Below are 13,628 nucleotides of genomic sequence, written 5' to 3'. Positions count from 1 at the left end.
GGCACAGGGATGCGAATGCCTGTCGGAACTCGCAAGGACCGCTTCTGGTCGCACCTGATCTGGCCGCTGCTGTGGCCGCTGCTGCTGGCCCAGGCGGCCCTGGTGCTGCTCTGCCTGCTGGTGGGGGTGGTGCTGTGGGTGGCCACGCCCGACCCGACGTCCTGGGCCGAGTCCGCCTGGCTGCTGCTCGCCCTGCTGGCAGGCACCACCTTGACCGTCTCGGCTTTCCTGCTGCAGTTGCGTCACAGCCTGCGTGACTACGAGGGCCAGATCGAGGGGCGGCTCGGCCGCATCGAGAGGCTGCTGCAGGAGACCGAGCAGAGCCTGCCGCGCTGGCTTGGGGTGACCCGGTCGCCACCCGACCACGAGGACCCGGTCATCGAGCGGTTGGAGAAGCTCCACGACGGCATGCTCGAACTGCAGTCCCGGCTCGAGCTGGTGCCGAAACTGGACGAGCTGCTCATGGCCAGCCAGCGCCCGGCTCTGCTGCTCTATCACGGGCGGATCGTGGGCGCCAACCTGGCCATGGAACAGCTGCTGGGAGAGAGCCAGGAGACCCTGGCAGGGCAGGACCCGGCGACTCGTCTGATCGCCGCCGAGTCGAGCGGGAGCCGTCCGGGCGAGGTGCAGGTGATGGATGGCGAAGGCCGCTGGCGTTCCTTCCAGGTGGAGTGGTGGGATGCCCCCCCCTACCAGCTGTCGTTCTTCGAGCGTGCCGGCACGCACGACCTCGGCGGGCTGCTGGCCGCCCGCGAGCGTGCCCGCGAGGACTCGCGGCTCAAGTCGCGCTACCTGACCCTGCTGCAGCGTGAACTGGAGCCGCTGCTCTCCGAGCTGGCCCGGGAGATGAAGGGCGACGACGACAGCCGCAGCGATCCCTGCCGGCATGCTCACTTGAGCGAGCGTATCGCCGATATTCTGCTGTTGATCAGCAGCCTGGCGGGGGAGCAGGGCGCAACGGCGCTGCGCGACATGCGGCTTCCGTCCGGGCAGGCTGCCCCGCTGCGCGTGCTGGTGGTCGATGATGGCCCGGTCAATCGCATGCTGGCGAGCCAGGTCATGGAGCGGCAGGGGTTGCGCGTCGACTGTGTCGCCAGCGGCCTGGAGGCGCTCGAACAGCAGCATCGCCAGGCCTACGACCTGGTGTTGATGGACATCTTCATGCCCGGCATGGACGGCGTGGAGGCCGCCCGGCGCTGGCGCGAGCAGGAGGCGCAGCAGCCCGATGCCGGGCGCAGCGTGCTGGTGGCCTTGACGGCCAACGCCACCGAGAGCGACCGCCGGCGCTTCGACGAGGCCGGCATGGACGATTACCTGGCCAAGCCCTACGGGCCTCGGGAGCTGATCGAGCTTCTGCAGCGCTGGCGACCCGACGCGTTCGAGGAATCCCCAGTGACATGAGCGTCCTCCTCACCTTGCTGGGTTACCTGGCGCTGGGCGCGGCGGCCGGCACCATGGCGGGGCTGTTCGGTGTCGGCGGCGGCTTGATCATCGTGCCGGCACTGGTCTTTGCCTTCGGCCTGCAAGGCGTGGCGCCCGATATCGCCATGCACCTGGCGATCGGCACCTCGCTGGCCACCATCCTGGTGACCGGTGCCTCGTCCGCCTGGGCGCACCACCAGCGCGGCAGCATTCGCCGCGCCTGGTTCCTCGCCCTGCTGCCCGGACTGGTGCTGGGGGCCATCGCCGGCGTGTTCGTGGCCGGCGCGCTGTCGGGCGGGCGGCTGGGTACCCTGTTCGGGGTGTTTGTGGTACTGGTGGCGCTGAGGATGGCGCTGGGCGTGGGTCCCAGGGCGGGGCGCGCGGCGCCGGGGCGACTGGCCATGGGCCTCGCCGGCGTGGTCATCGGTGGCGTATCGGCGCTGTTCGGCATCGGCGGCGGAACCCTCAGCGTGCCCTGGCTCTCCCGCTGCGGGGCCAGCATGACCCAAGCGGTGGGCACCTCGGCCGCCTGCGGCCTGCCCATCGCCCTGTTCGGCGCTCTGACTTTCATCGTGGTGGGCTGGCATCATCCTTCGCTGCCGGTGGGGGCCACCGGCTTCGTGATGTGGCCTGCCTTTTTCGGCATCGTGCTGGCCAGCGTGCCTTGCGCCAGGCTGGGTGTGCGCCTGGCCCATGTGCTTCCGGCCCGCGTGCTGCGGCTCGCCTTTGCGGCGCTGCTGCTGATCGTGGGGCTCCGTTTCCTGTTCTGAGGTAACCATGAACTATCCCGATATCGACCCGGTGGCCATCTCCCTCGGCCCCATCCAGATTCACTGGTATGGCTTGATGTACGTCATCGGCTTCGTAGGCGCCTGGTGGCTCGGCCGGCAGCGGGCCGAACGCTTCGGACTGACCCGGGACGACGTCGGCGACCTGCTGTTCTATGCCGCCCTCGGCGTGGTGGTGGGCGGCCGCCTGGGCTATGCGCTGTTCTACGGCCTGGGCCAGTGGGCCGCCGATCCGCTGTGGGTGCTGCGCGTGTGGGACGGCGGCATGAGCTTCCACGGCGGGCTGATCGGGGTGCTGCTGGCGGCACTGTGGTTCGCGCGCAAGAAGGGCATGGCCTTTTTCACCCTGACCGACTTCTTCGCGCCCATGGTACCGATCGGCCTGGGCGCCGGGCGCATCGGCAACTTCATCAATCGCGAGCTGCCGGGGCGGGTCACCGAGCTGCCCTGGGGCATGCCGTTCCCCGGCATGGGGCCCGCACCGCGCCATCCCACCTCGCTCTACGAGGCCCTGCTCGAAGGCGTGGCGCTGTTCGCCATCCTGTGGTGGGTCTCGGCCAGACCGCGCCGCCGTGGGCTGGTGTCCGGCCTGTTCCTGCTGCTCTACGGTGCCTTCCGCTTCAGCGTGGAGTTCTTCCGCCTGCCGGATGCACACATCGGCTACCTCGCCTTCGACTGGTTCACCATGGGCATGCTGTTGACGCTGCCGATGATCGCCTTCGGCCTCGTGCTGATCGCCTGGTCGCGGCGTCAGCCGACGGTGGGGGCGGCCGTCACGAAGTGATACGAGCGGGCATGCGACGCAAGCGCAAGAGAACGGTACACTCCCAGCCCTGTCGACCATTATTCAAAGAGATCGCCACGATGTCTGACGACAACGCCCAGACCGCGCTCGCCAGCTCTCCTCGTGAAGCGCCCCCTCTCGAGCAACCCTACCTGGACCTGATGCGCCAGGTGCTCGAGCGGGGCGTGGACAGCGCCGACCGCACCGGGGTCGGTACGCGTTCGCTGTTCGGCCATCAAATGCGCTTCGACCTCTCCCGCGGCTTCCCGTTGGTGACCACCAAGAAGCTGCACCTGCGCTCGATCATCCACGAGCTGCTGTGGTTCCTGCGCGGCGACACCAACGTCGCCTATCTCAAGGAGAACGGCGTCAGCATCTGGGACGAGTGGGCCGACGAGAACGGTGACCTGGGGCCGGTCTATGGCTACCAGTGGCGCAGCTGGCCCGACCCCCGCGGCGGCCACGTCGACCAGATCGCCAGGCTGCTGGAGCAGATCCGCACCCAGCCGCGCTCGCGGCGGCTGATCGTCTCCGCCTGGAATCCGGCGCTGGTCGACGAGATGGCGCTGCCGCCGTGCCACTGCCTGTTCCAGTTCTACGTGGCCGAGGGGCGGCTCTCCTGCCAGCTCTACCAGCGCAGTGCCGACATCTTCCTCGGCGTGCCGTTCAACATCGCCAGCTATGCGTTGCTGACCGCGATGATCGCCCAGGTCTCGGGGCTCGAGCCGGGCGACTTCGTGCACACCCTGGGCGACGCGCACCTCTACCTCAACCACCTGGAGCAGGCCGAGCTGCAGCTGTCGCGCACGCCGCGCCCGGCGCCGAGGCTGGTGCTCGCCCCCGATGTCGACTCGCTGTTCGACTTCCGCTTCGAGCACATCGCCATCGAAGGCTACGATCCCCATCCCCACATCAAGGCCGAGGTAGCGGTATGACGGACGAGACCCTGGTGCCGGTGGCGATGATCGCCGCCGTGTCGCGCAACGGCGTGATCGGCATTGACAACAAGCTGCCCTGGCACCTGCCCGACGACCTCAAGTTCTTCAAGCGCATGACCCAGGCCAAGCCGCTGATCATGGGGCGCAAGACCTTCGCCTCCATCGGCCGGCCGCTGCCGGGACGGCTCAACATCGTGGTGACCCGCGACGAGAGCTTCCGGCACGACGGCGTACGGGTCTGCCACGACCTCGAGTCGGCGCTATTCCTGGCCGACCAGCAGGCCACCATCGACGGCGTCGACGAGATCATGGTGATGGGCGGTGGCGAGATCTACGCCCAGGCGCTGCCTCATGCCAGCCGCATCTACCTGACCGAGGTGGAGGTCGAGGTGGCGGGCGACGCCCGCTTTCCCACCCTGGACGAGCGCGAGTGGGAAGAGGTGCAGAGGGTGGCGGGCTCGCCCAACCCGGGGCAGCCGGCATACAGCTTCGTCGAGTATCGGCGTCGGGTCGAATGAGCCGGATGGTTTGTCAGCGTCTCGCTTGTGGCACACACTAGGCGGAAGCTTGTGGGGCAACGCGGCGATTCGCTCGCCCAGGCATTGGTGCAGCGTTTTCCGGGAGGATGCCGGTTTGGTCGAAGAGCGTTCACTACAACTGTTCAGCGCCCTCGAGGCTCGTGCCGTCGATGCGCTCGACGAACTGCGCGACTGTCGCGCGAAGCTGCAGACGCTGGAGGCCCGGCTCGCCGATGCCGAGGCGGCACGACGGGAGCTGGAAGCGTCCCGGCTCGAGCTGATGGAGGAAAACCGCGAGCTCGACGAACAGAATCGCGAGCTCGAGGAGGACAATGCCCGCCTGCGCGAACGCCTGCGCAAGGGCGAGCCGGCGCCGGTCTTCCCCGGCGCGACGCGACGCGCCCAGGGGCTCGCCGCGCTGATGGGCCAGCGCCCGCGTGACGATTCAGAGCCCGGGCACGGCGTGCGCGAGGCGAGCGACGGCGCAGGGGCGGAGCCGGCGCCAGCCGCAGCGTCGCAGGGCGCAGCGTCGCAGGGCGCAGCGACTCCCGGCGCGGACGTGACACCCCGGCGGCAGGCGCCTGGCCCGGCCGGTGCCGAGGCTTCACCTCGGCTCGAGGCGGGGCACGGGCAAGTCGACGGCAGCGAGAGAGACGTTTCGTCCCCCCATGACGAACGCCAGGGGCGGCTCGCCATCGAGCAGGCGCCTTCCGCCGATGCGCTGCTGAAACAGTGGTACCAGCGCTACCCCAGGACCTTCTTCAAGGGCCACACCCGACCGCTCAAGGTAGGCATCCATCACGACCTCGCCGCCCGCGAACCCTGGCCCGAGAAGCTGGTGCGCCGGGCCCTGGCGGGCTACGTCAACCTGCCGCGCTACCTCAAGGCCGTGCGTGAAGAGGCCGAGCGCATCGACCTCGACGGCGAGCCCGCCGGCAGCGTCGACGCCCAGGCCGCCGAGCACGCCAAGCGCAAGCTGGAGCGCCTGCAGAGCGAACGCCGCGAGCGCGGCCGCACCGAGGGCGGCGCCCCCCGGCGCAGCGGCAAGGGCAACCGCGGGCGCGACGCCGCCGACCATCAGCCGCGCAAGGCCGGGCGTGGCCCGACGCAGCGCAGCGCCAAGCCCGCCCCGGCAGACAGCCAGGCGCCGGGCGATGCACCTGCCCCCCCGGCCGACCCCGCCGCGCGCATGGAGGCCAAGCTCTCGGCGCTGCTGGCCAAGCACAACGGCCAGGCGAAAGGGCATTGAGTCGACGAAACCTAGCGTTTAAGCCGGCTCTTGCCTCTCCTTAATCAGCGGGGCATGATGTGCGGGCTCATCGCTGCCAGGCAACCTTACTGCCATTGCCTGCGGCACGCGGCCCCTCGGGCGGGAGCGCCCAAGACCGCAACAGCAGGGAAAAGTTCCGTCGGGGAGGCGGGCGACGAAGGAAAACAGTGTTTTTTCTTATTGCGTTCCCATTTTTCCCGGTATAGAGTTCTACCTGCGAGCATTGGACTATAACAAGGCTTCGCTGCGGTCATGACCGGCCCGGCCACTCCTGAGAAGGAATCGAGCCAAGCACGGCGGGACCCATGCCCGGCAAGCTACCTGCACCGATCCCGGATCGTGCAGTAACGATCGAAACAGTAAGCTAGTGAAAGGAACTATCGTGATGAAAAAGACACTGTTAGCGACTGCCATTGCCGGTGCCCTGGGCGCCTCCGCTGCCGCTCAGGCCGCTACCGTTTACGACCAGGACGGCACTCAGCTGATCGTCAACGGCCGTATCGCCATGGGTATCGCCGGCGGCGGCCCGGAGTACAACTCTTCTGGTGAACAGATCGACAACGGCGCTGAATTCGTCGATGTCTACTCCCGTCTCGGCCTCTCCATGAGCCACCAGATCAGCAGCGACCTGAAGGCCTTCGGTCGCGTCGAGTGGCGCTTCCGTGGCGACGAGCGCACTGGCGGTGGACGCACTGGCGAGAACGACTTCAGTGGTTTCACCGAGACCCGTCACAGCTACATCGGCCTGGAGAGCAACACCTTCGGTACCGTGATGGCCGGCAACTATGACAGCTTCTACAACAGCCACGTCATGGCGCCGTTCGATGTCTACATCGACCAGGGCCTGAACTTCACCCTCAATGGTGATGCTGAGACCCTGGCTACCGCTGGCGGTGCCAAGCAGGCACGCGGCGACTCCCTCGGCTATATCACCCCGAACCTGTCCGGCTTCCAGGCCTTCCTCTCCGCCAAGCACTATAGCGACCGCGGTGAAGTCGAGCCGTCCAGCGGTTCCGAGACTGTTACCCAGGGTGGCGTGAAGTACGACGCTGCCGGCCTGCGCCTGGCGCTTGGTTATGTGGACGACGACGAAGTCGGCGGCGGCAACGGCGAAATGCTGTACGGCGCCTCTGCTTCCTACGCCTTCAACGACGCCTTCTCCGCTCGCCTGGGCTACGAGACCCGTGACGAGAATGATGCTGGCGTTGGCGGCTACGACAGCTGGGGTCTGGGTGGCTCCTACGCGATGGGTCAGTGGGCCTTCAACGCTGACGTCTACCGCGTGAGCCCGGACAACAGCGACAACCGTACCGCCTGGGCGGCCGGTGCCTACTACAAGCTGTCCAGCAACTTCGACATCTTCGCCGAGCTGTATCAGGGCGACCAGCCCGAGATCACTGTCAGCACCGACGAGGGTATCGACACTGCCGACGGCGACGACATGTACTGGCTGACTGGCGCTCGCTACCACTTCTAAGCGAGTCTGCCGTCCAGCAAGGACAGCAAGACACGTCGATTCACTCGACGACAGAACCGGCCCTTCGGGGCCGGTTTTCTTTTTTCAGCCTTTCTCACCGGGCCGTTGCCGCTTGGCGGATCTCAACGCTGCCGCCCGGCATCGCTGGGTCTGCGGCCTACTTGATCCGTTTCTGATAGACTGGCTCGCCTGATCGTCACGGATGCTTGCGCGGGGGTGGTCTTGGAACTGATCTGGTTGGCCTACGTGGCCTTGGGTGGCTTGGTGGGGGTCATGGCCGGCCTGCTGGGCATCGGCGGGGGTGGCATCATGGTGCCGATCCTGACCGCGCTTTTCGTCTTGCAGGGCGTACCGCACGAGCACCTGGCTCACCTGGCGCTGGGCACGGCCATGGCCGCCATCATTCCCGCTTCCACCGCAAGCCTTCTCTCTCATCGACGTCACGGCGCCGTGCGCTGGGAGATCGTCCGCTACCTGACCCCAGGCATCCTGGTGGGCACCTTCCTGGCCACCTTCATCGCTGCCGCCCTGCCGACCCGGGGACTGGCGATCTTCTTCGCCGGTTTCATGACCCTGATGTCACTGCAGATGCTGGCCAATCTCAAGCCCAAGCCGACGCGGCGTCTTCCGGGGCCGGTCGGTCTCGGTGGCGTGGGGGTGGGGATCGGTGGGATATCGGCGCTGGTCGCCATTGGCGGTGGGTCGCTCACCGTGCCGTTCCTCACCTGGTGCAACGTCAGGCTGCCCATGGCCGTGGGGACCTCCGCGGCGGTGGGGTTACCGATTGCCGTGGCCGGTGCCCTGGGGTATGTGATCAATGGCTGGGGGACACCCGGGCTGCCCGGCGCCGCGCTGGGCTTCGTCTACGTACCGGCGCTGCTGTTGATGGCGCCCTTCAGCATCCTGCTGGCGCCCGTGGGGGCCAGGCTGGCGCATCGCCTGCCGGTGGCGATGCTGAAGCGAATCTTCGCGATCATGCTGATGGGGCTGGCGCTGCAGATGGTGTACACGGTCTACAGCGCCTAAGGGGCATCTCGTCATTCCGTCGTTGCAGCGGCACGGCCATCCGAGGGCGGCCGTGCCGCACGGAGGCTAGCAGTCTGTCGGATTTGGCCTGTTGCTAGGGGTTGACCCGCTGCTCGGGGGTCGCCAGCACGGCCTTGAGATGGGCGAGATCGCGCGAGACGTCGGTCTCGACGAACTCCGCCAGCAGTCTCTCGGCCTCGCGCCGGGCCGTCTGCTCGACATATTCGGCGTAGCTGATGACGGCGGCGTCGCAGTAGCGACAGTGAAGCACGTCCGTGGGCCTGGGGTTGCCGTGCCAGAAATTGGCACCGCTGCATTGGGGACACGCGACCTTCCTTGTGCGTTGAAACATTCCGGCCTCCTGCCTGAAAGTTTACCGATATTGGCGATTCCTATCCTAGCATGAAACGGATGAAGTTCATGTTACGTCGCATGCCGGGGATGTGTTGCTCTGCGTTGCCCTTGAATGAACTAGGGTGTAGGCAACGACCTCGATGCGCCCGCGGAGTGCCAGCATGAATGCCGAAACGTACTTGCCCGATACGCTGATGATCCGCAAGCTCGAGAGCCTCTTTCCTCTCGACGAGGAAGAGAGGCAGGCGCTCCGCGACTTGCCGGTGCAGGTGGCGCGTCTCAAGCCCGATCAGTCTGTCGTGCAGATCGGTGACCGGCCCAGGCAGTGCTGCCTGGTGCTGGCGGGCTTGACCTGTGTCTACAAGCTCAGCTACGAGGGCAGGCGCCAGATCATGGCGCTGCACGTGCCCGGTGACATGCCGGACCTGCAGAGCCTGCACCTGGAGGTCATGGACAGCAGCATTGCCTCGCTCAGCCCTTGTACGGTCGGCTTCATCCAGCACGCGGACCTGCGCCGAATGTGCGAGCGTCATCTACGACTCGCGTCCGCCCTCTGGCGCGAGACACTGGTCGACGCCTCGATCTATCGGGAGTGGTTGCTCAGCATCGGGCAGCGAGACGCCTATACCCGCATGGCCCACTTGCTGTGTGAGCTCATGGTCCGCCTGAAGGCGGTGGGGCTCGCCGAGGAAGATACCTTCGACCTGCCGATGAGCCAGCACGAGCTGGCGGACGTGATCGGCATCAGCGCGGTGCATGTCAGCCGCACGCTTCAGGCGCTGCGGGCCGATGGCCTCGTGCAGAGCAGGAAAATGAAGGTGACCATCCTCGACTGGGAGAAACTGAAGCAGGCGGGCGAGTTCGATCCCCTCTACCTTCATCTGAGAAGGGGCGAGGCATGAGCCACACAGCGGGAATCGAGTGCCATGCAGAGGCAGGCTCCACAAGCCAAGGCCCGCCGCTGCTGGCGGGCCTGGCTGGGGCATGATACGGATCGCCTGGCGTGGAGACGCACAATGGCTATTCGTCGTAGCGGCTCCACTGGTTGCTGCCCTTGGGAACCGAGCCCTTGATTTCCCGGCTGCGTAGCTCACTGACTTCCTTGCTCTTCTTATCCGCTTCCTCCGGGCTCATCGAGGAACCGACAGGGGATTGGTCTCTGAGACCGTCACTGGTTTCGACGTGCGACTGAGGGTCGTCGATGTATTGCCAGGTTTCGCCCAGCATAGGGCTCTTGCCTTCATTCCATGGCCCTCTAGCCTCCTGGCCCTTGGACATGTTGAAGTAGAGGTTACTGTAGCGCGGGTCGCCTTGGGTAACGCCGGGTGGAAAGTTCGGCTGTAGGGTGGAGAGCGCCGCCTCGAACATCTGATGATGGGCGACTTCGCGTGTCATCAGAAACTTCAAGGTCTCCTTGACCTCGGGATCGTCGGTGAACTGCATGAGGTATTCGTAGGTGATCTTGGCGCGTGTCTCCGCCGCGATATCCGAACGAAGATCGACGGTGAGGTCACCGTTGGCGTCTACGTAATAGCCTGACCAGGGAACGCCTTGGCTATTGGTAACGGTAGGGCCTCCTCCGCTCACCGCCAGGAACATCGGGTTGACCATCGCCTCGTGAATGATGTTTTCCTTTCCCGCCTTTCCGGTAATCATCTGCATGATTTCGGATTGTTCCGAGATATCCTTCAACTCGCCATTCACACCGTTCATGAGCATCTGTATCGTGGCGCCCACGATTTCCAGATGACTGAACTCTTCGGTCGCGATATCCATCAGCATGTCGTACACCTTTGGATAAGGCTGGCGAGCGGCAAACGCCTGGGTGAAATACTGCATGGCCGCCTTGAGTTCGCCATTCATTCCACCAAATTGCTCAAGAAGAAGGCTGGCAAATCTGGGGTCGGGTCCCGAGACGCGAGCATTGAATTGAAGTTCTTTGGCATGATGAAACATGTTGGCCTCGCTGCATCTGTTGTACTGGAATTCCTGTTCCGTTCTTCAACGTAGCAGGGAGATGAGGCGCAACAAGTTAATTTTGGTAAGCCAATGGCGGCCCATGGAAATGAAGAGCTTAAGCCATTCCGGCTTGTTGCCAGCCGAGAATGACCGAAGGCAATGACACGATGGGGCTTAACCCGCTACAAGCATGACGATTCCTGCAAGATATAGACCGATAATCGTCACGCTTTCGAAGCCGATACGACCTGGCCCTTTCTCCTGACGATATAGCAGCCCGAGTATCAGCACGCTGGTCATCAGCAACGACAGGGCGACCCATAGCGCTACATGATCGGGAATGGCGTGGTAGATCGAGCCGCCGCGGTAGGCGACATCCGAGGCGGCGGCGAACAGGGTGTCGAAGGCATTGCCGCCGATGATGCCGGCCACGGCGAGGGTCAGGGCCCCCTGGCGCACCGCCGCGACGGTGGTTACCAGTTCGGGCAGGGAGGTCGCCACCGAGGTGAGCAGTACGCCGACCGCCGCCTGGCTGAGCCCGGTCTCTTCGGCGATCACCGTGGCGCTGCGTTCGAGCACCCAGCCGGCGATGCCGATACTGGCGCCAAGCAGCAGGAACAGCAGCCACAGGAAAGTCAGCGAGCGTTTGTTGGAGGCTTCCTCGGGCACGTCGGGGCGTGTCTCGCGTGTCCTCGCCGGTCGCCACATGGGGTTGGCCCTGGAGATCTTGACCAGCCGCAGGCCGTACAGATAGGCAATGAACAGCAGGGGCGTGATCGGGTGAATCTGCCAGATGGTCCATTCCGGCGCGAAGCGCCCGACCAGCAGCAGGCTCAGCAAGCACAGCAACAACCCACCCTGAATCATGTTGCCCAGCGAGGCCGCGGCATGCTCGAGGTTGGCGCGTCTATGCACGATGTCGGCAAACGCGAGAAATACCGTCTGGGCGGCGATGCCCCCCAAGGCGTTGCTCATGGCGAGTTCGGGCTTGTCGGTCCAGGCCGAGGTCACCGACACGACGATGCCGGAAAGCGAGGTGGCCATGCCCAGCAACACCGCACCGGCCATGGCTTCGCCCAACCCGGTGCGATCCGCCAGGTTGTCGACGATACCGGTCAGCTTGGTCCCCACGAATCCGATGACTAGGGTGCAGATGCCGAACACAACGATGGCGACGGTCAAGGAGGGAGCGGCGAAGGGAATGGGCATCTGACCTGTCGTCTTGGGGCATAGGTATTTGACCGTAGCCGCCAGCGGCGGAGAGCACAAGCGATCGGCTGCAAGCGTTCGTCAAGGCAGGGTTTTCTTCACGTAGCCAAGATGCGCCGGGCAGAAGCGCGGAAGGAGAGTGGAAACAGGTTGGCGCCCCCACCAGGATTCGAACCTGGGACCTTCCCCTTAGGAGGGGGACGCTCTATCCAGCTGAGCTATGGGGGCCGCACGGCTGCGCATTATAAGCGCTTGTGGCATCGAGATAAACCGATTGCCCTGCGTGTGTTGCCAAGCCTGAAGCCGAACGGCCATCATCGAGCTTGTCTTCAGTAGCAGGAAGCGCGCATGGAAATCGATGAGTACCGACGGCACGATGCCTTGGGGCTGGCCGAGCTGATACGCAGCGGCGAGGTGAGTCGCGAGGAGGTGTTCGACACCGCCTGCCGTGCCATCGAGCGCGACAACCCGCGGCTTCAGGCGGTAGTGCGCATGCGCTTCGAGCGTGCCCGGCAAGAGGCCGGCGGCGTCGATCCGGCGGCGCCGTTCGCCGGGGTACCGACCCTGACCAAGGACCTGCTGATGGCGATCGAGGGCGAGCCGCTGGCCTTCGGCAGCGCGGCCCTGGCCGAGTGGAAGCCGCCGGTGGACTCGACCCTGGTGGTTCGGTTGCGCCAGGCGGGTCTTGCCATTCTCGGCCAGACGGCGACGCCCGAGCTGGGGTTGATGGGGATCACCGAGCCGCGGGCCTTCCCGCATCCGATCAACCCCTGGCAGCCGTCGCATTCGCCCGGTGGCTCCAGCGGCGGGGCGGCGGCAGCGGTTGCCGCGGGGCTGGTGCCGCTGGCCATGGCCGGCGACGGCGGCGGTTCGATCCGCATTCCCGCCAGCTATTGCGGGCTGTTCGGCCTCAAGCCGTCGCGCGGGCGGGTGCCCCAGGGGCCGCTGCACGCCGAGGTGTGGCAGGGTGCCGTGGTGGAGCACGCCGTGACCCGCTCGGTGCGGGACAGCGCCGCGCTGCTCGACGCCATCAACGGCATGGACGAGGGGGCACCGTACCCGGTCAGGCGCGAAACGGGCTATCTTGCGGCGCTCGAGCGTCCGCCCGCTCCGCTGCGCGTGGCGGTATCGCTCGGCGAGCCGCTGGGCAGGCCACTGGGCAGCGTGCTCGATCCCGAGGTGCGCCGGGCGGTGGAGGCCGCGGCAGGCATGCTCGAAGGGCTGGGCCATCATGTCGAGTGGGCCGAGCCGCCGGTCGACGGCGAGCGCCTGGCCAACGCCTACCTGACGCTTTACCTGGGACACTTGACGGCCGACCTGGCCTGGATCTCCCGCGAGACCGGCGTGCCCGTCCCTCGCCTGGACGTTGAGCCCTCCACCCGCGCCATTGCCCGCCTGGGACGCTGCCTGCCGGTGCGCGACTACGAGCTGGCCAAGCGCGACTGGAACGCGGCGGCGCGCGCCATGGGAGCCTTCCATCGCCGCTACGACGCGCTGCTGCTGCCGGTGACCGCGGCGCCGGCGCCGCGCCTGGGGGAACTCTATCCGCCACGCGTGCAAGAGCGCCTGATGGGGCTGCTGGCGATTCCCGGTCTGGCGGGGCTGGCGCTCAAGGCGGGCATGCTCGGGCACCTGGCGCGCGATGCGCTATCGCGCACTCCCTATACCCAGCTGGCCAACCTGACTGGCCAGCCGGCCATGTCGCTGCCGCTGCACGTGACACCGGATGGCCTGCCGGTCGGTGTGCAGGTGATCGGCGCCATGGGGGACGAGCATCGCCTGCTGGCGCTGGCAGCGCAGGTCGAGGCCGAGGCGCGTTGGGCACGACACCTGCCCAGGCCTTGGCAGGACGGGTAGAATGCGCGCCACACCCTCTGTCGCAG

The 13,628-nt window shown here is 66.2% G+C and carries 13 protein-coding genes and 1 tRNA gene; 10 read left to right on the top strand and 4 right to left on the bottom strand.

Features of this window, described 5'->3' with window-relative positions:
* Positions 1-15: 15 nt before the first annotated feature.
* The 8 genes from I4484_RS15135 to I4484_RS15100 all read left to right on the top strand — a co-directional run bounded on the left by I4484_RS15135 (position 16) and on the right by I4484_RS15100 (position 8,223).
* Complete coding sequence (locus I4484_RS15135; protein WP_197448066.1) at positions 16-1,401, top strand: response regulator; 1,386 nt, start codon at positions 16-18, stop codon at positions 1,399-1,401.
* Positions 1,398-2,192, top strand: coding sequence for a sulfite exporter TauE/SafE family protein (locus tag I4484_RS15130; RefSeq protein WP_197448065.1), 795 nt, complete (start codon positions 1,398-1,400; stop codon positions 2,190-2,192). The genes I4484_RS15135 and I4484_RS15130 overlap by 4 nt, the downstream gene beginning before the upstream one ends.
* A gap of 7 nt (positions 2,193-2,199) precedes the next feature.
* Positions 2,200-2,994 carry a prolipoprotein diacylglyceryl transferase gene (gene lgt, locus I4484_RS15125; protein WP_197448064.1) on the top strand — a complete coding sequence of 265 codons (795 nt, stop codon included), beginning with the start codon at positions 2,200-2,202 and terminating at the stop codon, positions 2,992-2,994.
* Between the two features lie 80 nt (positions 2,995-3,074).
* Entirely contained in the window at positions 3,075-3,929 is an 855-nt protein-coding gene (locus I4484_RS15120) for a thymidylate synthase (RefSeq protein ID WP_197448063.1), read from the top strand.
* Positions 3,926-4,450 (top strand): dihydrofolate reductase, encoded by a 525-nt coding sequence (locus I4484_RS15115; RefSeq protein ID WP_197448062.1) that lies wholly within the window; start codon positions 3,926-3,928, stop codon positions 4,448-4,450. Before I4484_RS15120 ends, I4484_RS15115 begins: the two co-directional genes overlap by 4 nt.
* A 115-nt stretch (positions 4,451-4,565) precedes the next feature.
* Complete coding sequence (locus I4484_RS15110; protein ID WP_234283735.1) at positions 4,566-5,699, top strand: ProQ/FINO family protein; 1,134 nt, start codon at positions 4,566-4,568, stop codon at positions 5,697-5,699.
* 406 nt (positions 5,700-6,105) lie between these two features.
* Positions 6,106-7,197, top strand: a complete 1,092-nt coding sequence (locus I4484_RS15105) for a porin (protein WP_197448061.1) — start codon at positions 6,106-6,108, stop codon at positions 7,195-7,197.
* Positions 7,198-7,413: 216 nt separating this feature from the next.
* The gene (locus I4484_RS15100; RefSeq protein WP_234283736.1) at positions 7,414-8,223 is read left to right on the top strand and encodes a sulfite exporter TauE/SafE family protein; all 810 of its coding nucleotides are present in this window, start codon (positions 7,414-7,416) and stop codon (positions 8,221-8,223) included.
* 94 nt (positions 8,224-8,317) lie between these two features.
* Here the strand turns inward: I4484_RS15100 and I4484_RS15095 are convergent, their stop codons facing one another.
* Positions 8,318-8,575 carry a hypothetical protein gene (locus tag I4484_RS15095; protein ID WP_197448059.1) on the bottom strand — a complete coding sequence of 86 codons (258 nt, stop codon included), beginning with the start codon at positions 8,573-8,575 and terminating at the stop codon, positions 8,318-8,320.
* Positions 8,576-8,738: 163 nt separating this feature from the next.
* Between I4484_RS15095 and I4484_RS15090 the strand changes: the two genes are divergently transcribed.
* Positions 8,739-9,479 (top strand): Crp/Fnr family transcriptional regulator, encoded by a 741-nt coding sequence (locus I4484_RS15090; protein ID WP_197448058.1) that lies wholly within the window; start codon positions 8,739-8,741, stop codon positions 9,477-9,479.
* Between the two features lie 118 nt (positions 9,480-9,597).
* On the opposite strand, the gene I4484_RS15085 is transcribed toward I4484_RS15090, so the two are convergent.
* The 3 genes from I4484_RS15085 to I4484_RS15075 all read right to left on the bottom strand — a co-directional run bounded on the left by I4484_RS15085 (position 9,598) and on the right by I4484_RS15075 (position 11,973).
* Positions 9,598-10,533 carry a manganese catalase family protein gene (locus I4484_RS15085; protein WP_197448057.1) on the bottom strand — a complete coding sequence of 312 codons (936 nt, stop codon included), beginning with the start codon at positions 10,531-10,533 and terminating at the stop codon, positions 9,598-9,600.
* Positions 10,534-10,710: 177 nt separating this feature from the next.
* Positions 10,711-11,745 (bottom strand): sodium:calcium antiporter, encoded by a 1,035-nt coding sequence (locus I4484_RS15080; protein WP_197448056.1) that lies wholly within the window; start codon positions 11,743-11,745, stop codon positions 10,711-10,713.
* Positions 11,746-11,896: 151 nt separating this feature from the next.
* A tRNA-Arg gene (locus I4484_RS15075) sits at positions 11,897-11,973 on the bottom strand.
* 120 nt (positions 11,974-12,093) lie between these two features.
* On the opposite strand from I4484_RS15075, the gene I4484_RS15070 reads away from it, so the two are divergent.
* Positions 12,094-13,602, top strand: a complete 1,509-nt coding sequence (locus tag I4484_RS15070; protein WP_197448055.1) for an amidase — start codon at positions 12,094-12,096, stop codon at positions 13,600-13,602.
* Positions 13,603-13,628 lie beyond the last annotated feature (26 nt).

It is taken from the genome of Halomonas sp. SS10-MC5, from assembly GCF_015992245.1.
Lineage (GTDB): Bacteria > Pseudomonadota > Gammaproteobacteria > Pseudomonadales > Halomonadaceae > Halomonas > Halomonas sulfidoxydans.
This window is presented reverse-complemented; position numbering and strand designations above follow the sequence as displayed.

What these genes read in the sequence shown, in the direction of transcription:
- I4484_RS15095 (WP_197448059.1), bottom strand. Translation starts at nt 8,575, where the DNA reads ATGTTTCAACGCACAAGGAAGGTCGCGTGTCCCCAATGCAGCGGTGCC.
- I4484_RS15085 (WP_197448057.1), bottom strand. Translation starts at nt 10,533, where the DNA reads ATGTTTCATCATGCCAAAGAACTTCAATTCAATGCTCGCGTCTCGGGA.
- lgt (WP_197448064.1), top strand. Translation starts at nt 2,200, where the DNA reads ATGAACTATCCCGATATCGACCCGGTGGCCATCTCCCTCGGCCCCATC.
- I4484_RS15120 (WP_197448063.1), top strand. Translation starts at nt 3,075, where the DNA reads ATGTCTGACGACAACGCCCAGACCGCGCTCGCCAGCTCTCCTCGTGAA.
- I4484_RS15115 (WP_197448062.1), top strand. Translation starts at nt 3,926, where the DNA reads ATGACGGACGAGACCCTGGTGCCGGTGGCGATGATCGCCGCCGTGTCG.
- I4484_RS15135 (WP_197448066.1), top strand. Translation starts at nt 16, where the DNA reads ATGCCTGTCGGAACTCGCAAGGACCGCTTCTGGTCGCACCTGATCTGG.
- I4484_RS15130 (WP_197448065.1), top strand. Translation starts at nt 1,398, where the DNA reads ATGAGCGTCCTCCTCACCTTGCTGGGTTACCTGGCGCTGGGCGCGGCG.
- I4484_RS15080 (WP_197448056.1), bottom strand. Translation starts at nt 11,745, where the DNA reads ATGCCCATTCCCTTCGCCGCTCCCTCCTTGACCGTCGCCATCGTTGTG.
- I4484_RS15090 (WP_197448058.1), top strand. Translation starts at nt 8,739, where the DNA reads ATGAATGCCGAAACGTACTTGCCCGATACGCTGATGATCCGCAAGCTC.
- I4484_RS15070 (WP_197448055.1), top strand. Translation starts at nt 12,094, where the DNA reads ATGGAAATCGATGAGTACCGACGGCACGATGCCTTGGGGCTGGCCGAG.
- I4484_RS15105 (WP_197448061.1), top strand. Translation starts at nt 6,106, where the DNA reads ATGAAAAAGACACTGTTAGCGACTGCCATTGCCGGTGCCCTGGGCGCC.